This is a genomic window from Nonomuraea antimicrobica (assembly GCF_039536965.1).
GTDB classification, from domain to species: domain Bacteria; phylum Actinomycetota; class Actinomycetes; order Streptosporangiales; family Streptosporangiaceae; genus Nonomuraea; species Nonomuraea antimicrobica.
In genome coordinates this window covers 22865-42547 of record NZ_BAAAZP010000089.1, presented here as the reverse complement: position 1 = coordinate 42547, position 19683 = coordinate 22865, and the positions used below count along the sequence as shown (strand labels likewise).

General features: G+C 69.7%; 17 protein-coding genes. 7 read left to right on the top strand and 10 right to left on the bottom strand.

Going from position 1 to position 19683, the window contains the following annotated elements:
• Positions 1 to 15 precede the first annotated feature (15 nt).
• Positions 16 to 1656 (bottom strand): CDP-glycerol glycerophosphotransferase family protein, encoded by a 1641-nt coding sequence (locus tag ABD844_RS23585; RefSeq protein WP_344881763.1) that lies wholly within the window; start codon positions 1654 to 1656, stop codon positions 16 to 18.
• 162 nt (positions 1657 to 1818) lie between these two features.
• Positions 1819 to 4677, bottom strand: a complete 2859-nt coding sequence (locus tag ABD844_RS23580) for an AfsR/SARP family transcriptional regulator (protein WP_344881760.1) — start codon at positions 4675 to 4677, stop codon at positions 1819 to 1821.
• A gap of 660 nt (positions 4678 to 5337) precedes the next feature.
• Between ABD844_RS23580 and ABD844_RS23575 the strand changes: the two genes are divergently transcribed.
• Both ABD844_RS23575 and ABD844_RS23570 read left to right on the top strand, forming a co-directional pair.
• On the top strand, positions 5338 to 5544 hold the full coding sequence (locus ABD844_RS23575) for a cold-shock protein (RefSeq protein WP_344881757.1): 207 nt from the start codon (positions 5338 to 5340) through the stop codon (positions 5542 to 5544).
• A 324-nt stretch (positions 5545 to 5868) separates the two neighbouring features.
• The gene (locus ABD844_RS23570) at positions 5869 to 6432 is read left to right on the top strand and encodes a hypothetical protein (RefSeq protein WP_344881754.1); all 564 of its coding nucleotides are present in this window, start codon (positions 5869 to 5871) and stop codon (positions 6430 to 6432) included.
• Between the two features lie 35 nt (positions 6433 to 6467).
• Here ABD844_RS23570 and ABD844_RS23565 read toward each other — a convergent pair whose 3' ends face one another.
• The 3 genes from ABD844_RS23565 to ABD844_RS23555 form a co-directional block, all read right to left on the bottom strand.
• Complete coding sequence (locus tag ABD844_RS23565) at positions 6468 to 7151, bottom strand: FadR/GntR family transcriptional regulator (protein WP_344881750.1); 684 nt, start codon at positions 7149 to 7151, stop codon at positions 6468 to 6470.
• A gap of 261 nt (positions 7152 to 7412) precedes the next feature.
• Entirely contained in the window at positions 7413 to 9407 is a 1995-nt protein-coding gene (locus tag ABD844_RS23560) for an exo-alpha-sialidase (protein ID WP_344881748.1), read from the bottom strand.
• A gap of 143 nt (positions 9408 to 9550) precedes the next feature.
• Positions 9551 to 10171: a hypothetical protein gene (locus ABD844_RS23555; RefSeq protein ID WP_344881745.1), complete on the bottom strand. Its 621-nt coding sequence runs from the start codon at positions 10169 to 10171 to the stop codon at positions 9551 to 9553.
• Positions 10172 to 10405: 234 nt separating this feature from the next.
• Between ABD844_RS23555 and ABD844_RS23550 the strand changes: the two genes are divergently transcribed.
• Both ABD844_RS23550 and ABD844_RS23545 read left to right on the top strand, forming a co-directional pair.
• Complete coding sequence (locus tag ABD844_RS23550; RefSeq protein ID WP_344881742.1) at positions 10406 to 11692, top strand: MFS transporter; 1287 nt, start codon at positions 10406 to 10408, stop codon at positions 11690 to 11692.
• Between the two features lie 97 nt (positions 11693 to 11789).
• Positions 11790 to 11942: a hypothetical protein gene (locus ABD844_RS23545; RefSeq protein WP_344881738.1), complete on the top strand. Its 153-nt coding sequence runs from the start codon at positions 11790 to 11792 to the stop codon at positions 11940 to 11942.
• Positions 11943 to 11961: 19 nt separating this feature from the next.
• Here the strand turns inward: ABD844_RS23545 and ABD844_RS23540 are convergent, their stop codons facing one another.
• Positions 11962 to 12912 carry a hypothetical protein gene (locus ABD844_RS23540; RefSeq protein ID WP_344881735.1) on the bottom strand — a complete coding sequence of 317 codons (951 nt, stop codon included), beginning with the start codon at positions 12910 to 12912 and terminating at the stop codon, positions 11962 to 11964.
• 219 nt (positions 12913 to 13131) lie between these two features.
• Here ABD844_RS23540 and ABD844_RS23535 point away from each other — a divergent pair, with 219 nt between their 5' ends.
• Positions 13132 to 14040 carry a hypothetical protein gene (locus ABD844_RS23535; protein WP_344881733.1) on the top strand — a complete coding sequence of 303 codons (909 nt, stop codon included), beginning with the start codon at positions 13132 to 13134 and terminating at the stop codon, positions 14038 to 14040.
• A 42-nt stretch (positions 14041 to 14082) separates the two neighbouring features.
• On the opposite strand, the gene ABD844_RS23530 is transcribed toward ABD844_RS23535, so the two are convergent.
• Complete coding sequence (locus ABD844_RS23530; protein WP_344881730.1) at positions 14083 to 15147, bottom strand: GlxA family transcriptional regulator; 1065 nt, start codon at positions 15145 to 15147, stop codon at positions 14083 to 14085.
• Positions 15148 to 15265: 118 nt separating this feature from the next.
• On the opposite strand from ABD844_RS23530, the gene ABD844_RS23525 reads away from it, so the two are divergent.
• On the top strand, positions 15266 to 16141 hold the full coding sequence (locus ABD844_RS23525) for an NAD(P)-dependent oxidoreductase (protein WP_344881727.1): 876 nt from the start codon (positions 15266 to 15268) through the stop codon (positions 16139 to 16141).
• Entirely contained in the window at positions 16138 to 16722 is a 585-nt protein-coding gene (locus ABD844_RS23520) for a maleylpyruvate isomerase N-terminal domain-containing protein (protein WP_344881724.1), read from the top strand. The genes ABD844_RS23525 and ABD844_RS23520 overlap by 4 nt, the downstream gene beginning before the upstream one ends.
• Before the next feature lie 21 nt (positions 16723 to 16743).
• Here ABD844_RS23520 and ABD844_RS23515 read toward each other — a convergent pair whose 3' ends face one another.
• The 3 genes from ABD844_RS23515 to erm form a co-directional block, all read right to left on the bottom strand.
• Positions 16744 to 17730 (bottom strand): protein kinase domain-containing protein, encoded by a 987-nt coding sequence (locus ABD844_RS23515; protein ID WP_344881721.1) that lies wholly within the window; start codon positions 17728 to 17730, stop codon positions 16744 to 16746.
• A 442-nt stretch (positions 17731 to 18172) separates the two neighbouring features.
• A complete protein-coding gene (locus ABD844_RS23510) occupies positions 18173 to 18754 on the bottom strand; it encodes a GNAT family N-acetyltransferase (protein WP_344881718.1) in 582 nt (193 codons plus the stop codon).
• Between the two features lie 109 nt (positions 18755 to 18863).
• On the bottom strand, positions 18864 to 19676 hold the full coding sequence (gene erm / locus ABD844_RS23505) for a 23S ribosomal RNA methyltransferase Erm (RefSeq protein WP_344881715.1): 813 nt from the start codon (positions 19674 to 19676) through the stop codon (positions 18864 to 18866).
• Between the last annotated feature and the right edge of the window lie 7 nt (positions 19677 to 19683).

The window sequence follows — 19683 nt, the reverse complement described above, 5'->3', positions numbered from 1 at the left end:
GGGCCGCGGGTGACCTCAAAAGGGCCGGGGGGGGGTGATGTTGATGCGGAGGTGCTGCCCACCCAGGTGGATGGTGATGTCGCGCGGCTCGTGGCCACTCGTCAACCAGCCGTACACAGCCGACGGCAGGCACCAGGCATCCGGCGGACGGTCGGGTGCGGAGACCTCGAGGCGCTGCCCGTCCCGCCGGGTCAGGTGGACCAGTCCGGTATCGACGATCTCGGCGGCGAGGTGACAACCCGGGTAGCGGCGCAGTGTCTCCTCCGCCCACCGCGGCTCCGTGTCGTCGCGGACGATGATCGCGGCATTCTCCAGCAGCCGCCGGTCCAGTACGCGGGCGTCCACGACGAGGTGCACCTCGCGTACCCGGTCGTCCTGGTCGTCCCGGTCGGGTCCGGGGGCGAAGGGAAAGCGGCGCAGGGACACCGACGAGCCCTGGACCTCGGTCTCCACCGAGAACGCGAGCACCTCGTCCCGTTCGGCCCACGGCTCGGCCAGCGGTGCGGAGACGGGGGAGTGGCCGCGCTCGGGGAGGTCCATCAACCGGTAGGCCAGGCCGCGCAGCAGGCTCTCCGCCCGGCCCGGCATGGCGAGGGTACGGCTGGTCACCTCCTCGTGGGTTCGAGGGTCGGCGATGACGGTCTCGAGCTGCCGTCGCAGGCCACGCCGCGGATCGAGCCGGGGCAGCACCCGGCACAACGCGGCCGTGGGGGAGCCGGGGTCCAGCTCCTCGGCCTCCCGCCCGGAGGACGCGAGCAGGACGGGACGACCCAGCGCCGCGCCGTAGAACGTGACCGATCCATGGTCGCCCACGATCACGTCCGCGGCGAGCAGCGCTGCCTGCCATCCCCGCCGGGGAGGCATCAGCATCAGCCCCGCCTCGCGGGCGTCGCCGAGCCAGAGCCGCACCTGGAGGCCGCCATGGCCGTACCAGACGTTGGGATGGGCGACCAGGAGCACCTGGTATTCGTCGAAGGGCAGCTCGGCGACCAGCCGCGCCACCAGGTCGCTGTTCGCGCCGAGCAGCGAGTGCTCGCCCCACGTCGAGCTGAGCAGCACCAGCTTGCGGTGGCGGGCGACGCCGAGGGCCCGCCGGTAGTGGTCGCGCCGCCCCGCGTTCGCCACGATCCGATCGAAGACCGGGTCGCCGGTCACCACGGCGCGCGGCACCGCTTCCGGGCACTCGCGCGCCAGGCGGGCCAACTGCTCCTGGTGCGACAGCGCGATGGCCGCCGGAATCACCCGCCCCTCCCGTACGAGCTGCCGCCGGGCCAGGCCGGACACCCCGGCCCGTCGACCGTCGGCCGAGCCGAGGAGCCGGTTGTGCCCGGCTCCGTGCGGCACGAGCAGCAGCGGCGCCTTCAGCCGGTGCAGGTCTCCGTTGGCGCTGGCGGAGACAGCCAGGTCGAACGGTGTGTCGACGGCCTGTTCCCACGAGACGGTACGGGCCTGGACCTCGCGCAGGAAGTCGGTCACGCCGTCGTCGAACGCCGATCCGCTGCCCACGGTGAACAGGAACTGGACGCGGCGATCGGCCTGGAACAGCGGCAGGAGGTCCAGCAGCCGGCCGGCGGTGGTCACCGTACGCGCCACCGCGAGAACGTTGCGAGCGGGTGAGATCGTCTGCCAGCGGCGAGCCTGCGGGCCTATCGGCACCTGAAGCCAACCTTCGCCGCTCACCGCCGCTCCGAACCGGAATCGCCCGGGAACCGCAAGGCCGCGATTCCGCCCAGGCTCTCACCTTATCGCCAGGTAAATCCCCACGTTCGCTGGGCGATGCCGGACGACCTTTCCCCCGCGCGAGACCTCCACGTGGTGTCAGAGTTGTCGTCGGATCACCCGTGGTGTGTCGGGTTCCGCGGTGGTTTCCATGGCGTGCCTTTCTTCGGCGCTGACCAGGCCGAGGTGGTGCAGAATGACAGCCGATCGCCGCCGGAACCGCCGTGCCTGGTCCCACTCGCCGAGATCGTGGAGCGCGAGGCCGAGCCCCCAGGAGATCTCCGCCTCCCGATAGTCGGCGATGCGACCATCGGCTCGGTAGCGCGCCAGTGCCTGCCGGTACTGGCGTACGGCCTCGTCCGGATCGCCCGCCAGCCGGTACGCCTCGCCGAGATGCACCTGAACGGACACGATGTCGAGGGCGGACCCGAAGGACCGGAACGTCGCCATCGCCCTCGTGTGCAGATCGACGGCCTCGTCGAATCGCCCGGCCCGCTGGTACGCCAGTCCGAGATGGGTGAGGATGACCCCTTCGTGCCAGGGCCTGGCATCCGCCAGCCCGCGTTCGGCGTCCAGGGACCGCAGGTGATATTCGATGGCCTTCTCGAAGTTGCCCAAGGCGCGATAGGCGAGACCTATCTGGTCCAGCAGAGCCACCTCGCGGGGCGGGTGACCGACCTCCTGGTAGGCGGCCAGCGACCGGTGGAGGTGGACGAGCCCCTCGGCCGTCCAACCAGTGCAGATCTGGGCGAAGCCGAGATCACCGTAGGCGTGCGCGCTGAGAAGCAACTCCCCGGTGTGCTCGGCGGCCTGTGTGGAGAGCCGGCAGACGGCGAGTTGCTTGAGCCAGTGGCCCCGCTCGTACAGAGAGACGGCGAAGCTCATGGCCAGCGCGACCGCGAGCCCGGCGGCGGGGGTGTGCGCGGCCTGGCCGATGACGGCCAGCACGTTGTCCTCCTCGGCGTCGATCCAGGCGTGCAGGTCCTCGCTGGTCTCCAGCCTGACCCCCTGATGGGTGAGCGCCTCCGGCCCGACGGCGGAGCGCCACAAGCCGCTGCCCTTGATCATGCCGACCGCGGTACGCGCAGTCGCGAGGTAGCAGTGCAGGACCCGCTCCACGGCTTGCTGCCGAGCCGTCGCGCTCTCCTCTTCGCCTGCCCGCTCGCGGGCGAACAGCCGCAGCAGGTCGTGCAGGCGATATCTGTCAGGGGCGTGATTTTCCACCAGTTGAGCGTCTACCAGGTGGTCGAGCAGATCTTGGGCCTGTTCGTCGGAGGTGCCGGCCAGCGCAGCGGCCACGGCGAGGCCGAGGTCCTGCCCGTCCAGCAGACCCACGAGCCGGAACATCCGCGCGGCCGCCTCACCACGCGAACTGGTCAGCAGGTCCTGGTAACTGCCCTGAAAGCCGGCACGCACCGCGCGGTCGTCTATCCGCAGCTCGTCGAGCCGGCGCCGTGCGGTGACCAGCCGGCTCGCCAACGTCGACACCGGCCAACTGGGCCGGGCGCTCAGCCGGGCTCCGGCCAGGCGAAGCGCCAGCGGCAGGTTTCCACAGAGCCGGACCACGTCGGCCGCCGCGGCGGGCTCGTCGGCGATCCTGCCCGCGCCGGCCACCCCGCTCAGCAGGGCCAGTCCCTCCTCGTCGCTGAGCACATCGAGCGGGACCTGGACCGAGTCCTCGACCGGGTCCTCGACCGAGGCGAGCCTCCTGCGGCTGGTGACCAGCACCGCGCAGGTGGGGCTGCCCGGCAGCAGCGGTCGTACCTGTGCCGCGTCGCGGGCGTTGTCCAGCACGACGAGCAACCTCTTGCCGCCGGTCAGGGTCCGGAAGCGCGCGGCGGCCTCCTCCACGTCCGCCGGTACGGCGGAGTCGGCCACGCCGAGCGAGCGCAGGAACCTGCCGAGTGCCGCCAGCGGGGTGACCGGATTGGCCTCCGGTGTGGCGCCCTGCAGGTTCACGTACAGTTGCCCGTCGGGGAAACGATCGGCGACCGCGTGGGCCACGTGGATGGCCAGGGCGGACTTGCCGATCCCGCCGATCCCGCTGATCTGGCAGACCCCGGACCGGGTCCGCCCGCCCGCGCCGAGCAAGCCGGTCAGCCGGGCCACCTCGGCGGCCCTCCCGGTGAACGTCGCCACGTCGGCCGGCAACTCCGCGGGAACCGGGGCGGTGTACTCCGGGCTCCCGTCATATGTCCACTGTGCCGCCGCGGAGTCCGCGTTGAGGATCCGCCGTTGCAGGTCCTGCAGCTCGCCGCCCGGCTCGATGCCGAACTCCTCGACGAGCCTGGCCCGCGCGTCATGGAAAACCTCCAGCGCGGCGGCACGCTGGCCGTCCTGGTGCAACGCCATCATCGTCAGGTGGACCAGCCGCTCCCGCACCGGATGCTCGCTCAGCAACATCGGCAGCTCGGCCAGCAGTTCGCGGTGACGTCCGCATCGCAGGTCGGCCGCGATGCGGTCCTCCAGGGCGGTCAGCCGTTCGTCCCGCAACGCCGCTCCGAAGGTTTCCTGCAGCCAGGGACCTGCCGTGTCCGCCAGCGGTGCCCCGCGCCAGAGGCCGAGCGCCTGCCGGAACAGCCCTCGGGCCTCCTCCGGACCACTCGACCCGGCTTGACCGACCAGGTCACGGAACCGGTACAGATCCACTCGCATCAGATCGAGGTCCAGCCGGTAGCCCGGGGGAGACGTGACCAGCTCCGTGTCCGGGACGAGGGCGAGGATCCGCCGCAACCGTGACACGTACCCCTGAACGGCATTGCGCGCCGAGACCGGAGGCTGCTCTCCCCACACTGCCTCCACCAGATGGTCCAGGGGGATCACCTGGCCGGGCCTCAGTAACAATGCCGCCAGCACCGAACGCTGTTGGGCCGTGGACGGTCCGATCAGCCTGTCTCCCGCCCAGACTCCAACCGGCCCGAGGAGTCGGAACTCCGTGTCGCCCGGCGCCTCGGTCACGTGGCCGGAACGGTCAGCGCGACCTCGTCGACCTGGGCGCAGTCCCGGTCACGGCAGTCGAGCAGGCTGATCGAGAAGATTCTGGCACTGAAGATCTTCGCCCCCCGGGAACAGTTCGCATGGAATGGAAAGCCGAATGAGTCGATGACCGAAGTCGCGCGAATCGACTCCCCCGTAGCGGTTCGCGCGACGGCATCGTAGAAGTGCTCGCTTGAATGTCGCTGAAATGCCGCTGACTGTCATTCTGACGGCGCTGACGATCCCCGCCGGCCAGGTCGACAGCCCGTCCGCCGCCCTGGCTGAGCAGACTCGGCCTGCCGCCTCTCCTTGCCCCCGTGCCGCCGGGCTACCGCCAGAACGGTGGCCTTCCCGCGTCTGTGCCGCCAGGGCGTGAGCTTGGTGACAGGGCAGGACACCGTCACAAACACGGCTCCTGAGGCCCCAGGACCCCTCTGGGTGCGCCACCAGTGCCGCACGCGTGGTAGACTACCGGACGTTGCAGTTATGGCACCCATAGTGACTTCTTGCGCGCCTGACAGATGTAATCTTCAGGCGCGTTTTTCGTTTACCGGTCTTCTCCGGATGGGCACATCGCGGCGACACGAGAATTCGCGCGGTGCGAATTCTCCAGTTTCCTGCACCTTTCTAAGGGAGATCGGCATGGCTACCGGAACCGTCAAGTGGTTCAACTCTGAAAAGGGCTTCGGCTTCATCGCGCAGGACGGCGGCGGCGCCGACGTCTTCGCCCACTACTCCAACATCGTCGCCAACGGCGGCTACCGCGAGCTGACCGAGGGTCAGAAGGTGTCCTTCGACGTCGTCCAGGGCCAGAAGGGCCCGCAGGCGGAGAACATCGTCCCCGCCTGACCTGGCACGCATCACGAGATCAGGGCTCGCCCCCTTGGGGCGGGCCCTGATTTCGTGCTGGGCCCTGATTTCGTGCTGGGCCCTGGTTTCGGGCCGGGCCCGACCGATCCGACGCAGTCGGCGGATCAGGCCGGCGCCGCAGGCGGCACGGCGTGCCGGCCCGGACAGGTCGGAGTGGTGCCTTCGCGTGACACCGTGTCCCGCGAACTGCCGACGTGACGGTGATCCCCGAACTCAATCATCCTCGGAGTGTCCGATCCACCTCGCCAGGCCGGATCGCGCTGACCTCGCGCCGGCCGTCGCACGAAGGGATCCAGCGTTCCGATGAAGATCACAGTGAAGCGCGCCGTCGTAGCCCTCTGCGCGCTGGTCACCGCCGGCTCGGCCACCGCGTCGGTCGGCAGCCCCGCGTACGCCCTCGGTCCGGGACGGGTGTGCATGTTCCTCTCGCTGACCGGGGTGCCCGTGCTCGGGCATGTGGGCTGGGCGTTCCGGATCGACGACAGCCCGCAATGGATCTTCGGGTCCACCGACAGCAACGAGGCGGGCGACCGCCATGTCCCGAAAGGGGCGTTCAACGGTGCCTGGTGGCGGCGGGGCACCTTCGACACCGTGAAGTCCGTATTCCGTACGAACCGGATCGACTACACGCGATACCGCTGCAAGGACACGCCCACCAGTGCCGTCGGGGCCGCCGCCGCGCTCGCCAAGGACGCGAAGAAGTGGGGCTATGACCTGTTCGAGAACAACTGCCTCGACCATGCGGCAAAGATCCTCAACACCTACCGCGGGGCGGTGGCGCCTGCCCCATGGTCGTACCCGGTGCCGAGTGAGTATTTCGCCGTCGGCCTGAAGAGATCTGGGTGGGAACCCGCCCGGCAACTGTGAGCCGGTCTGGTGTGAGCGGGTCTGGGGTGAGCGGGTCAGGTCGGCGTGGGTAGGCGGGCCTCCGCCCGTGCGATGCGCGCCTTGACGTCGCGGAAGTGCAGCCGCATCGCCTCCCGGGCGGCCTCGGCGTCCTGGGCGCGAAGCGCCGCCACGATCCGGCGGTGGTTGACGGCGATCTCCGCGGTGCGCTCCTCCGGCGGGCCGAGCGTCGGCTCGACCTCGTGGTAGACGTCCCAGAACAGGCCGATGAGCTGCAGCACCAGTTCGTTGCCGCACGCGTCGTACAGCAGCGAGTGGAACGCCCGATCCGCTTCCCGGTCCCGATCCATGCCATTGGCCAGGGCCTCCAGCGCGGCGAGCCTGGGGGCGCTGGTGCTCTCCGCCACCTCGCCGATCAGCCCGGTCTCGAGCAGCTCGCGAACCTCGACCAGATCCTGCAGCGCGCGGATCCCGCCCGGCCCAGAACGCACCCGGAAGGCGAACGACGGGGTCAGCGCGTCGAGCGACGCGTGCCCGACGAACGTCCCGTGACCGTGCCGGATCTCGACGATGCCCAGCGCCTGAAGGGCCCGTACGGCCTCGCGTACGCTGTTGCGGCTCGCCCCGAGCAGCTCCATCAACTGCACTTCGGTCGGCATCGGTGACCCGGCGGCCAGCCCGCGCTCGTGAATCAGGGCGACGATGCGCTCCTGAAGCGACGCGCCGTCACGTGTACGCATGCCACCCCCAGGCTCGTCGAAGACCTTGCGTCAAACATCCCACCTCTCGGTCCTGAAAGACCAGCGGAGGCCAGGAAAGTTTACGCCGACGACACAGAGGTCCCACCGGGAGGTTATGGCCAGTCCCGCACACTCGTTCGGGACATGGGATGTTCACGCAAAGCGAGGCGAGGTGAGGTGAAGCGAGGAGAGGCGAGGCGATGGCGCTCGCCGGGTCGCGAGCGCCATCGCCAAGCAGTGCGTATCCCTTAGCCGTATCCCTTAGCCGACCGTGTCCAACGGCAGCCGCAGCCCGAGCTGACCGCCGATCGAGAGGTTCCGCTGCCGGATCAGGTCCAGCTCGGCGGTGCTGAGGGCGCGCCGGTAGACGCGTACCTCATCCAGCGTTCCGCGGAAGCGGTCCGCACCGTCCATCCGCTGTCCGACGTGGATCCCGTCGATCCCGAACTCCTTGCCGAGGGTCAGCGAACCGGCCGGTGCCGCCGCCGACGAGACCAGTACGCCGTCCACCAGGAGCCGGAACTGGCCGTCCACCCGCTGGACCGCCACGAAGTGCCACTGCCCGTCGTTGTACGCGCTCGTCGACTGCACGGTCACGTCGTACCGGTCGACGCCGAGGAACGCCCGGATGCGGTTGTTGGCCGGTTCGGCCCGCAGCCACAGCGCCGGCGGGTTGGTGCCCCTGTCCACCTTGTGGAACCAGAGGATCGAGTGCGCGCCGGTCAGCTCCGAGTACCGGAACCACGAGGTCAGCGTGAAGTCATCCCCGCCGAGGTCGATGGAGTCGTCGAACGGCACCTCCACCCGGTCGTCCACCCGGTCGAGGGCCAGCCCGTTGCCGAACCGCCCGGGGGTGGTCGTCGCGCCGCCGCGGACATACGCCTTGTTGGCGTTCGGCGACCTGTCCAGCGTTGTCGGACCGGGCAGCGGGGGTGCGGGGAAGTTGGGCGGGGTGCCGTTCGGCGTCTCCAGGTACGCCTCGTTGAACCGGGTGAACCGGATCTGCTCGTACGGCGAGATGTTGCCGGCCTCGTACATCAGGGCCGCCTGGTCACCGTCCAGACGCACCATGTCCGAGTACGCGGACGGCCCCCAGTGGAAGACCTTGCCCTCGTTCCAGGTCTCGAAGTTGTTCCCCTGGTCGTAGGACGACCGGATCCCCATCGCTTCCCGGGCGCCCGGGTGCATCGGCGAGGAGAAGAAGATGCGCTCGTCGCTGAACCGCAGCAGCGACGCCTGGACGTCGGTCGTCGCCAGCGCCGGCATGGTGCGGAACGGGTCGTCCCACGTCTCACCGCCGTCGCTGCTGGTCGAGTACCCCCGGCTGCCGTCGTCGGTGCCGCGTTCGCGGGCCGAGGCGTAGATCCGTCCGTCGTTCAGCTCGACGACGGTGACCTCCTGGGCGATGACCGTGCCGTCGTCGCGGGACGTCTCCGCGCCGATGTTCCAGGTCACCCCGCTGTCGTCGCTGTACAGCAGGTGCGTGCCGTAGACGTGTTTGCCGACCCGGTCCCAGCTCTCGAAGCTCGCCCCGACGATCAGCCGGCCGGCGTGCGGGCCGTTCTTGAGCTGGATGCCGTGCATCGGGCCGGTGGCGTACCAGAAGTTCCACTCCGGACGCTTGCCCTCGGTCATCTCCCTGGCGGCCGACCAGGTGGCCCCGTGGTCGTCGCTGAACTGCACCCAGGGGTCGCGGTCACAGCCGTTCGGGCACGGGTCGGCGCCGTTGTGGGTGCTCACCAGCACGACCCGCCCGGTGCGCTCGTCAACGACCGGCACCGGGTTGCCGTGGGTCGTGCCGTTGCCCTCCGAGACCACCTGCAGCGGTCCCCAGGTCTGCCCGCCGTCGGCGGAACGGCGCAGCACGAGGTCGATGTCCTCGTCGTCGCCGCAGTCCTTCACCCGGCCCTCGGCGAACGCCAGGAGCATGCCGTTCGTGGCCCGTACGACGGCGGGGATCCGGAAGCAGCCGTATCCGAAGTCGCCCTGTTTGTAGAGCACCTGCTCGTTCACGAACGGTGCGGCGCCGGTGGTCGCGCCGGTCTCGGGGGTTTGCTCCGGCGTCGCGTTCGCCGGGGTGGAGGGGGTTTGCTCCGGCGTTGCGCTCGCCGGGGCGGAGGGGGTCTCCTCCGGCGTCGCGTTCGCCGGGGCGGAGAACGTGCTGACGAGTAAGCCGGTGAACACCATTACCACGCCCGCCCGGCGGAGCCGGGAGCGGAGCCCGGCACGGCCCTCCGGGGGATAGCCATCGTGCATGATTTCGCCCTTCCTGGGGGGAGAAGGTTACGATGGGACATCCTACGTCCAACGTCGGATGTTAAATAGATGGTGAACGTAGAACGTTTGCGGAGGGCCTCAGGGAACGCGGGCGCAGCGGGAGAGCCGACCGACGGACGCCGTCAGCCTCGGCGGTGCGGGGCGAGCGAGTCCAGTTCGTCCGCTCGCCGGAGATCCTTGGGGCGGCCTATGGCGCGGCGCATCCGGATCAGGTCTTCCCGGGAGACGTAGTGGACTTCCAGGCCGCCTGGGTCGACTGCGGTGACTGCGCGGTCGAGTGACTCTTCGACGCGAATGCCGCCCCAGGGGAGCGCCGGGGTGCAGCAGTCGCCGCCGGCTCCGGGTGAGGTGAACTCCACTTTGGGGCGGAGAAGGGAATCCGGGTGGGTCGCCACGGGGTTGCCCGCGTCGTCGAAGAGCTGGGCGTTGACGGAGGCGAGGGCGGCCGCCAGGGCTGGGGCGTGCGCCGGGGTGCCGTCCCAGAGCAGGTCCAGATCGCCGGTCAGCTCGGTGGAGCCATGCATGATGCCGGCGACCTGCCCGATCACGACGGCTCGGACGCCGTGGCGGTGGAGGGCTTCGAGCAGGGGGAACGGGTCGAACCCGAGGGCGCCGTCCGTGCCGATCGTGCCGACGTCGTTGTCGGCGTCGTGGTGCCCCTGGCCGGTGACCGCCCGGCTTCGGGCCAGCTCGCGGGTGCGTCGGGCGGCTTCGCGGAGTCGTTCCATCGGTTCGTCGATCATCCGACTCATGCAACACCCGGCGGGACTCGTACGCACTCGAATTTGTTCAGACCATCGAAGGGCATGAAGACCTCTCGACGTGGTGCGGTGTCGATGATCTATCATGCGGCCATGCAGTACCTCTGTGCCTGACCAGCAGATGCCCCGCAGCCCGCGAGCTGCCGGGCCGACGACGTCGTCTTCGTCGACCTTTCCCGGTCACCAGCCGGGATCATCCACTGCTGGAGTCACCGAGTGCTGTCCGCATACCGTCGATCTTCCGGAAACCTCTTCGCGTTGCTACGGGGCAACGCCGATTTCAGCCGCCTCATCGGTGCTTGCGCGCTGAGCCTGACAGGCGACTGGTTCACCTTCGTCGCCTTGAGCGGGTTCGTCTACCAGCACACCGGCTCGCCAGGGCTGACGGCGCTGTTGTTCGCGATCCACTCCCTTCCAGGAGTGGTGCTGTTCCCGCTGATCGGCCCGCTCACCGATCGTTTCGACCGGCAACGCCTTCGAGTCGCGTGCGACCTGGGCTCGGTCGTGCCGGTCATCGGCCTGCTGATCGCCTTTCACGCCGGTTCCGTGGCGCTGGCGCTGGGCTGCCTGGCCGCGCTCTCCTTGTTCGCCGCGGTGGCCGGCCCCATCCCCGAGGCCGCGCTGCCGAACCTCGTCACCAGCCAGGATCTGCCACTGGCCCAGACCGTGCTGGGCAGCCTGTACTCGGCCGGCCTGCTCGTCGGCGCCGGTCTGGGAGGCGTGGTCACCGCGGCATGGGGCACCTCGGCCACCCTGCTCATCGACGGCGCCTCGTTCGTGCTCTCCGCGCTGCTCGTCGCGAGGATCAAGCGGCCCTTCTCCAGCGCCGTGACGACGCGTCGGCTGCGGATGAGAGCCGATACGACCGAGCTATGGCGCTTTCTGCGAACCGCTCCGGTGGTGGCGGCCTTGCTGTGGCTCACCGCGGGGCTGCGTCTCTGCTACGGAATGGTCGGACTCCTGCCCCTCTACGCCCTCGATCGCTTTCAGGTCGGCGATGCGGGAGTCGGCGCCCTGTATCTTGCGCAAGGGCTCGGCGCCGTACTGGGGCCCTTCCTGGGCAGATGGCTCACGGGCGGCTCGACCCGTCGGCGGCTGTACGTGGCCGCGGCGGCCCTGGCCGTCTTCGGCCTGGGATATCTGCTCCTCGCCCACAGCACCAGCCTCGGCCCGGCGATGGCCGCGGCCCTGGTGGGCCACATCGGGGTGGGCGCGTGCGCGATCCTCGCCCTCAACGGTCTGCAACTGGCGACACCCGACCACATCCGCGGACGGGTCATGGTGTTCGTCTTCAGCCTCGCGTCGGCGTTCCAGGGGGTGTCGACACTCGCCGTCGCACCCATGGCCGTGACCGTCGGCATGACCGATACCACGCGTCTCCTCGGCGCCCTCGCCATCTCCTACGCGATCATCTGGTCGGTCGCGGCATCACGCATCCGGGCCACCCGGTTGGACGGCACCCACAAAGGAGCCGCCGCATCGGACGGTGGCGGCTCCTGCTGATCGGTACGAGCCTGTTTCGCCGCGGCCCCGCGTATGTGATCGCGGACCGTCATCGCAATTCACACGATCACGATATAAATGCGGCATTATGTGCTAAATGGGTTCCCGGATCGCCATCCCTTTGATCGGTTTGCTCGCGGCCTCGGGCCGGCAACGCGAGTTCTGGAGCCTGTTCGCGCTGCCCGAGACGGCCACCACGCTGAACGTCAAGATCGCCAGCTTCGGCGACCTTCAGGTCCCGATCCAGTAGAGGCGCCTGCCCGTCATCTTCAGTGATCAGTCGCCGGAGCGGCCGGACGGCTCCGGCGCCAGGCCAGGGCGGCCATGGCGGTGAAGGCCAGGGCTGCGCAGCCGATCTGTGTGAGGGCCGCGGAGGCCGACATGAAGGGCGGGCCTCCGAGGGTTCCGAGGGCTGCCGCGGGCAGGAACAGCAGCAGCGCCGCCCGTCGCCCCACGACCGACCGGCACGCGTATCCGGCCGTCAGCGCCACCACGACCAACCATGGCACGGCTGCCCAGGTCAGGCTGTCGTGGTGGACCATCACGTTCACCCAGCGCACAATGGCCTTGCCGGCGGCCAGTCCGACCAGCGCGAGCGCCCCCCACAGCAGGACGGCGCGCCTGGGGATGAGCGCGACGGCCCGGTGCGCCGCGGGGACGAAGGCGATGACGAGCGCGGACACCTCGGCCAGCAGGACGGGGCCGGGGTCCGGGAACATCAGCGTGTCCAACTCCAGCAGGTACGGGTGACCGGCCCGGTAGACGTAGAGCGCGAACGCGACCGCGCCGAGTACGCCGATCCACCAGCGACGGAGGAGCACGGCCAGCACGGGCAGGGCCGCGATGACGACCGTCTCGGCCACGAACGGGATCCAGGTCGGCCTCTCCACCACGGCGGCGACGCCGCGGATCCGCAGGGACTCGGCGGCCAGTACGAACTCGGTCGCCAGCACGCTGACCAGGATCAGGAACGGCCACAGCGCCACGGCGACCGCCAGCCCGTCCCGCCAGGCGGGTGCGGAGAGCGGCCCGAACGCCCGCCGCCCGTGCACGCGCAGCGCACCCCACAGCAGGTCGGCCACGTCGGCCGGATCCGGGCGGGTCTGCCCCGGCCGCGCCCCCGCCAGCAGCACGCTCATCATCTCTTGCTCGTGCCGCGCCCGGTGCTCACGCGGGTAGCAGGCCAGGAGGCGCCGATAGCGTGCCGCCAGCGGGTTCATGCCATGCCTCCCGAGCCCGCGTGCATCTGTCTCATGTGATCAATATATACCGATGGTCTACATATAGGCACGCCGGTAATCATGCGGAAATCAGGAGATCGCCATGCCCACGCCTACCACTCGCACCCTGACTGCGCACGCCGACGCCGTCACGGCAGCGGAGGGAACTCCGTCGGGACATTCGGCAACCTTCTGGGAACTTCTGGCATCTCATGAGGCATGAAATTCCGTATGGCTCTCGTTGCACTCCTTCTGACCGCCGTAGCACCCGTTGGACAGCCTGCTGCCGCGGCGGCGGTCGCGCCGGTCACGATCGCGTATGCGCAACGAACGCAGGGCTGGGAGCTGGTGTTGACCGATGGAAAGGTGGTCAAGGTGCCGGAGGCGCTCGCCAAGGCGCCGGCCGATGCGGTCAACCCGGGTTCGCGGGCGGCGTTCCTGGTCAGTGGGGATGGGCGGCATTTTCTCTATTTCCGGAAGTCGGATGGCCGGTTCGTCGAGCGGACCCTGAACGGTAAGGAAAGGGTGGTGTCGCGGAGCTACACGGCGTTCACGATCAACGAGGAGTGGCCGTTGGTGTCGAACGACGGCGGTTTCGTGGTCACGAGCACTTCGGGGCCGGGGTTGGGCGTCCTTGCCGATGTGCCGACGGGTAAGAGGTTGGATCGTCCCGGGGTGACGTATGAGTGGGTCTTCATGGGATTCACCCCGGACAGCAAGCGAGTGCTGCTGTGGGACGGAAAGGGCCCGGCGATGTTCGACCGGAAGCTGCGGGTCCGGGTGGGCTTGAAGAAGCCGGTGGACGCGCTGGCGAACGACTACGCCGCGGCGGCGGTGGTGGTCGGCACGACGGACAAAGAACGCAAGCTGCGCCTGTTCAACGCGCGCACCGGCAAGGTGAGCCGTACGGTGGCCGTGGGGTTGCCGAGCGGGCAGTACATCGACGACGTCGACTTCGATCAGGCGGGTCGCCTGATCGTCCGGTCGAAGACCAGGACCGGGATGGCGATCTACCGTGTCTCGAAGACGACCGGCAAGACGACGCTGCTGCGGGCGATGACCCGGCCTGACGTGCCGGTGTGGGTGCTTCCTGGGGACAGCACGGACGAGGGGTGGACGGAGCGGTAACCGAACGCGTGAGCAGCCGCGACTCGCCCGCCTCCGCCTCGCTCAGGCGGGCGTCGTCGACAGCTTCGGACGCGTCCCACCGGGCGTTCGCGGTCCAGGCCCAGGCTTAGGCACAGGCTCAGCGGGTTCGGGCGCGGGGCAGGGGAAGGCTCGCCGGTATTCCGTGGGCGCCACTCCAAGGTGCGCGGCGAAGTGGTGGCGGAGGTTGTTCGCGCTGCCGAGTCCGCTGCGTTCGCTGATCTGCTCGATGGACAGGTCGGTGGTCTCCAGGAGGAGTTGCGCGCGGGCGAGCCGCTGATGGAGCAGCCACTTCATCGGGCTCGTGCCGGTCGCCGCCCGGAGGTTGCGGTGGAAGCTGCGCACACTCATCCCGGCGTGGGCGGCCAGGTCGTCGACGGTGAGCGGACGGTCGAGGTGCTCAAGGGCCCAGTGCAGTACGGGGGCGATGCCGTCGTCGGTCACGGCGACGGCGCGTTCGACGAACTGGGCCTGGCCGCCCGGCCGGTGGGCGGGCACCACGAGGCGGCGGGCGAGCTGGTTGGCCACCTGCGCGCCGAGGTCGCGGCGGACGATGTGCAGGCACAGGTCGAGACCGCCGCTGAGCCCGGCGCTCGTGAGCACGTCGCCGTCGTCGACGTACAGGACCGAATCGTCGACCTTCACCTTCGGGTACCGCTCGGCCAGCTCCTGGGTGTGCTCCCAGTGCGCGGTGGCGGGGCGGCCGTCGAGGAGTCCGGCGGCGGCGAGCGCGAACACGCCGTTGCAGAGCGAGACCAGCCGCGCTCCCGCGGCGCCGGCCCGGCGGAGAGCGTCGAGCAGCTCCTCGGGCAGCTCGAGGTCGCCGCGCATGTACGCCTCCGGCACCACCGGGACGATCACCGTGTCGACGCGGTCCAGCTCCTCGATCCCGTACGGCGCGTTCAACGTGAACCCCGGCGCCGACGAGGACGTCCCCGGGCGCATCCCGACGAGCCGCAGGTCGTACCACGGGTCCACGAGATCGGTGTGGGAGATGCCGAAGACCGCCGTGGCGATGCCCAGCTCGTACATGTCCCACATCGAGATGGTGTCGTCGATCACGACCAGCGCGACGGAACCAGCACTCATGCGCCCACTCTATGGCAGCAATTTGGTGAATGTCGGCACTCCTGCCAGTTTCCGGCGCCGTCCCGCGCTGTCATCGTGGTGCACCGCCACCTCTTGAAACGGACAGGAAGAGATCGACATGGCAGGAACTCCCGTCACGGTCATCGGCATGGGGCTGATGGGCCGGGCACTGGCCGCCGCCTTCGTGGCCGCCGGCCACCCCACGACCATCTGGAACCGTACCCCGGGCAAGGCGCAGGCCCTGGTCGAGGCCGGTGCGAGCGAGGCCCCGACGGTGGACGCCGCCATCGCCGCCGCCCCGCTCGTCGTCATCTGCGTACGTGACTACGACGCCGTACGCGAGCTGCTCGCCCCGGCGGAAGCCGCGCTGTCCGGCCGCGTCCTGGTCAACCTCACGTCGGGCGCGTCCGACGAGGCGCGTGCGATGGCCACATGGGCGGCGGGGCTCGGGGCCGAATACCTGGACGGGGCGATCATGATGACCCCTCCGGGCATCGGTGCGCCGGACACGGCGATCCTGTACGGAGGTTCGCCGTCACTGTACGAGACGCACGAGAAGACCCTCTCGGTGCTGGGCGGCGGCACCACGCTCGTCAGTTCCGACGTCGGCCTTCCCTCTCTCTACGACGTCGCGCTGCTCGGGATCATGTGGTCGACGTTCAACGGGTTCATGCACGCCGCGGCGCTCATGGACAGTGAGAAGATCGCGGCGACCGATTTCGTGCCGATGGCCACGGACTGGCTCAAGGGCGTGGCGTCGTTCCTGACGGCGTACGCACCCCAGATCGACGCGGGCTCCTACGCCGCCGAGGACGCCACGCTGGAGACCCAGGTCCCGCCCGTCCGGCACCTCATCCACGAGAGCCGGATACGCGGCATCGACGCGACCCTGGCCGAGTACACCGAGAAGCTCATCACCGAGGCGGTCGGCCGCGGCCACGCCCTCGACAGCTACGCCCGCATCATCGACCACTTCAGGGCGCCCAGCGCATGAACAATGCGGGCTGGGCCGCGCTCGTCCTCGAGGCGGCCGACGAAACCACCGCGATCCTTGAGAAAGGCGCCAACCAGGACTGGACGCGCAACGCCGCAGGGCTGGAATGGACCTGCAGGGCCACACTCGACCACATCGCCCTGGGCGTCGTCGGCTACGCGGGTCTGCTCATCGCCCGTCCCCCCGGCCGGTACATCACCCTCTTCGCCTCGCTCGACCCCCAGGCTGACATCCCCGAGTGCCTGGAAGGGATCGGGATCGCGGCGAACATCCTGGCCTCCGCCGTACGGGAGGCCGACGGCGACGTACGCGCCTGGCATCCGTGGGGCCACTCCGACGGCCCCGGCTTCGCCTCTATGGGAGTCGTCGAACTGCTCGTCCACGGCATGGACATCAGCCGCGCGCTCGGGCTCGACTGGCGGCCGCCGGAGCACCTGTGCGCCCCCGCGCTGCGCCGCCTCTTCCCCGAGGCTCCGGACGGCGAGGACGCGGCCGAGATCCTCCTGTGGTGCACCGGCCGCGCCGAGTTGCCCGGTCATGCCCGCAGACAACGCTGGCAGTGGAACGGGACCGTCCGCTGAGAGCGGTGGACGGCCGGGCCGTCAACCCGTCAGCGCGTCGGCAATGGCCACAGCCAGCATGACGAGCGGGATCGCGATCATGATCAGCATCGTGGTCCGTGACCTGACCCTGCGCAGGGCCTGCTCGGCCAGAGGGCTCCGGTGGTACAGAGTCTTCTTGTGGGCATGAGCGGCCGGACGGGTCGGAGCGCTCCGGCCGGACATGGTGTTCTGAGCGGACATGGTGTTCCGAGCGGACATGGTGTTCTGGCCGGACGGGCGCGCCGCGGTGGCCGCGCCTCGTCTCGCGGCCGCCGCCGCGGCAGCGGCCCTCAACGGCGACCCGGGCGGCCGAACCTCCGGCGCGTCGGCGACCGTTCGCCCCTCCGCGGCGGCTGTGGAGGCTGCGGCGGTTTCGGGGGTGGCGGCATCGTCCGGCTCTGGCGGAGGCAGCGGCGCGGGGGTGGCGACGAGAGTGCGTACGACCTGGGCGACGGGGGCGGGCAGCCACCTGGCCTCGACGTACAGCTCGGCGAGCCGGCCGCCACCCGCGACGTTGCCCGCCAGTTCGTCCAGCAACGCCGTGGCGGTCGGCCGTTCCTCGGGCGCTTTCGCGAGGCACCGTCCCACGAGCGAGCGCAGCCTCGGCGGGAGCGCCGCGAGATCAGGCTCCTCGTGGACCGTGCGGTACCACAGCCCCTGCCACGACCCGCCGCCGAAGGGCCCGGTGGCGGTGGCGGCGAACGCGAGCACCGCCCCGAGACAGAACACGTCGCCGGCGGGCCCCACGGGCGCGCCCGTCAGTTGCTCGGGCGAGATGAAGCCCGGCGTGCCCACGGCGACGCCGGTCCTGGTCAGTTTGCTGCCCTCGACGGCCACGGAGATCCCGAAGTCGATGACCCGCGGGCCGTCCGCGCCCAGCAGGACGTTGGACGGCTTCAGATCCCGGTGCACCACGCCCGCGGCATGGATGGACTCCAGCGCCTCGGCCGGCGAGGACGTCCTTCTCCTGCCACGGCCCGTGCTCACCGATGGCCTCGTCCAGGGACATGCCGGGCACGTAGGCGGTCGCCAGCCACGGCGGCGTCCCTTCGGGATCGGCGTCCACCACCCCGGCGGTGAAGAACCCGCTCACCGTACGGGCCAGGGTGATCTCGCGCGTGAAACGCTGCAGGAAGTCGCGATCGGCGGCCAGCTCCGGATGAACGACCTTCACCGCTACGACACGCCCGCTCCGCGACCGGCCCAGGAAGACCCGGCCCATCCCGCCGGCGCCCAGCCGCGCCTCCAGCCGGTACGGTCCCACGCTGGGTGGGTCGTGCGGCTGCAGTGCCTCGAACGCGGACACACGCGCCTCCTCCGGATCCGCGGCCAGGGCGTACTGACTCCTGCACCATTGTCCCGAGAGTCGAAATCACGATCAACCGCCGCCGACCTCGCGCCCGGAACCCCACTGCCCGGCCAGGACTCGTCAAGCCGGAGCGTCCGCCTGTGCGGCGAGGTAGGGGGTGGCGAAAGGCAACCCGAGGTCGGAGGGCAGGAGAGCGCCGATCCAGGTGTCCCTCAGCGAGTCGCCGCTGGTCTGTGCCGCGCGCAGGACCCCCTCCATGACGAAGCCGACCTTCTTCGCCACCGCCCAGGAGGCCGTATTGCCCGCCTCCGCCCGCCACTCCAGGCGCTGCACCCCCAACTCGGTGAAGGACCAGATGGCCAGGGCGCGCACCGCCTCCGCCGCGTAGCCGCGGCCCCTGTGCTCCGCCACGGTCCAGTAGCCGATCGCCCACGTGTCATGGTGGCGGTGCACGTTGACGGACGCGACCAGATCTCCGTCGTCCCGGGCTTCCACCGCGAAGTGGTACATCGTGTCATCACGCCAGCCACGCGGCACCATCTGGCCCAGGTAGAAGGCCGCATGTCGGCGTTCGTACGGTGTCGGGAAGTCCGTCCACCGCTGGATGCCCGGATCTTGGCAGGCGGCGAAGACCGCGTCCTCGTCGCCGGAATCATGAGGACGCAGCAGCAGACGTGGTGTCGTCAGCGAAACGGGCTCCATGGCGGCGATTCTGACATTCGCCCTCACCCGCGAGCGATGGGTTTGTCGGCGATCTTCCCTGACGCTCGCGGTGTCTCTTGTGCAGGCGCGGATGGCGAGTTGGGCTGGGTCATCTGTGGCAGCCGGTCTGTCGTGCTGGGGCGAACGATCGGCACTCGTCATGAAGCCGGAACAGATCGGACCACTGTCCGGCGGTGAGGCTCTTGGGAAGGGCCATGGGGCTGATCTGATGCTTCCTGATCCATCCCTGGACTCGCTGTCTCGGGATCTCAGGGGACGCGGCGGCGACGATCTGCGAAAGGCCACGTCCCTTGGCGGTGAAGACCCGATGCACGAGGTCCTGATAGCGCTCCTGTTCCGGGCGTTCGACGAGCGGGCGCGCCCGGCGGGTGATCGTCATCAAGCCACCGTCGACACTCGGTCGCGGGCGGAAGGCCGCGGCGGGGACCCGGCCGATGAGAGCGAACTCGAACCACGGCCACCACTGCGCCGTCATCATCGTCGCGCCGCCGACTCCGGCGCGGCGGCGGGCGACCTCCCATTGAACGAGCAGGACGGCATCGGTCCATCCGGGTGAACGGAGGATCCGGCGGAGCATCGCGGTCGTCTCGTGAAAGGGGAGGTTGCCGACGAGTACATGGGGCGTTGTGGGCACCTTGTAGCGCAGGAAGTCCGCGTTGACGATCGTGGTCGATCGGTTCGTGCGCCGTGCCAGCCGTACGGCCCGGCGGTTGTCGATCTCGATTCCGGTCAGATGTCTGCCCAGCCGCTGCAGCGGCAGGGTCAGCGCACCGTCTCCGGTGCCGATTTCGGTGATCGATCCGTGGGTTCGCGCGACGAGGTCGACGATGGTGTCAATCGTGGTCCGGTCGGTGAGGAAGTTCTGGCCGAGTTCGTGCCGGCCAGGGCGATGCGTGGACACAGGGCCT

Bases quoted from the DNA above. Each gene is read 5' to 3' on its own strand.
- ABD844_RS23575 (WP_344881757.1), top strand. From the start codon at position 5,338: ATGGCTACCGGAACCGTCAAGTGGTTCAACTCTGAAAAGGGCTTCGGC.
- ABD844_RS23570 (WP_344881754.1), top strand. From the start codon at position 5,869: ATGAAGATCACAGTGAAGCGCGCCGTCGTAGCCCTCTGCGCGCTGGTC.
- ABD844_RS23565 (WP_344881750.1), bottom strand. From the start codon at position 7,151: ATGCGTACACGTGACGGCGCGTCGCTTCAGGAGCGCATCGTCGCCCTG.
- ABD844_RS23560 (WP_344881748.1), bottom strand. From the start codon at position 9,407: ATGCACGATGGCTATCCCCCGGAGGGCCGTGCCGGGCTCCGCTCCCGG.
- ABD844_RS23555 (WP_344881745.1), bottom strand. From the start codon at position 10,171: ATGATCGACGAACCGATGGAACGACTCCGCGAAGCCGCCCGACGCACC.
- ABD844_RS23545 (WP_344881738.1), top strand. From the start codon at position 11,790: ATGGGTTCCCGGATCGCCATCCCTTTGATCGGTTTGCTCGCGGCCTCG.
- ABD844_RS23540 (WP_344881735.1), bottom strand. From the start codon at position 12,912: ATGAACCCGCTGGCGGCACGCTATCGGCGCCTCCTGGCCTGCTACCCG.
- ABD844_RS23535 (WP_344881733.1), top strand. From the start codon at position 13,132: ATGAAATTCCGTATGGCTCTCGTTGCACTCCTTCTGACCGCCGTAGCA.
- ABD844_RS23530 (WP_344881730.1), bottom strand. From the start codon at position 15,147: ATGAGTGCTGGTTCCGTCGCGCTGGTCGTGATCGACGACACCATCTCG.
- ABD844_RS23525 (WP_344881727.1), top strand. From the start codon at position 15,266: ATGGCAGGAACTCCCGTCACGGTCATCGGCATGGGGCTGATGGGCCGG.
- ABD844_RS23520 (WP_344881724.1), top strand. From the start codon at position 16,138: ATGAACAATGCGGGCTGGGCCGCGCTCGTCCTCGAGGCGGCCGACGAA.
- ABD844_RS23510 (WP_344881718.1), bottom strand. From the start codon at position 18,754: ATGGAGCCCGTTTCGCTGACGACACCACGTCTGCTGCTGCGTCCTCAT.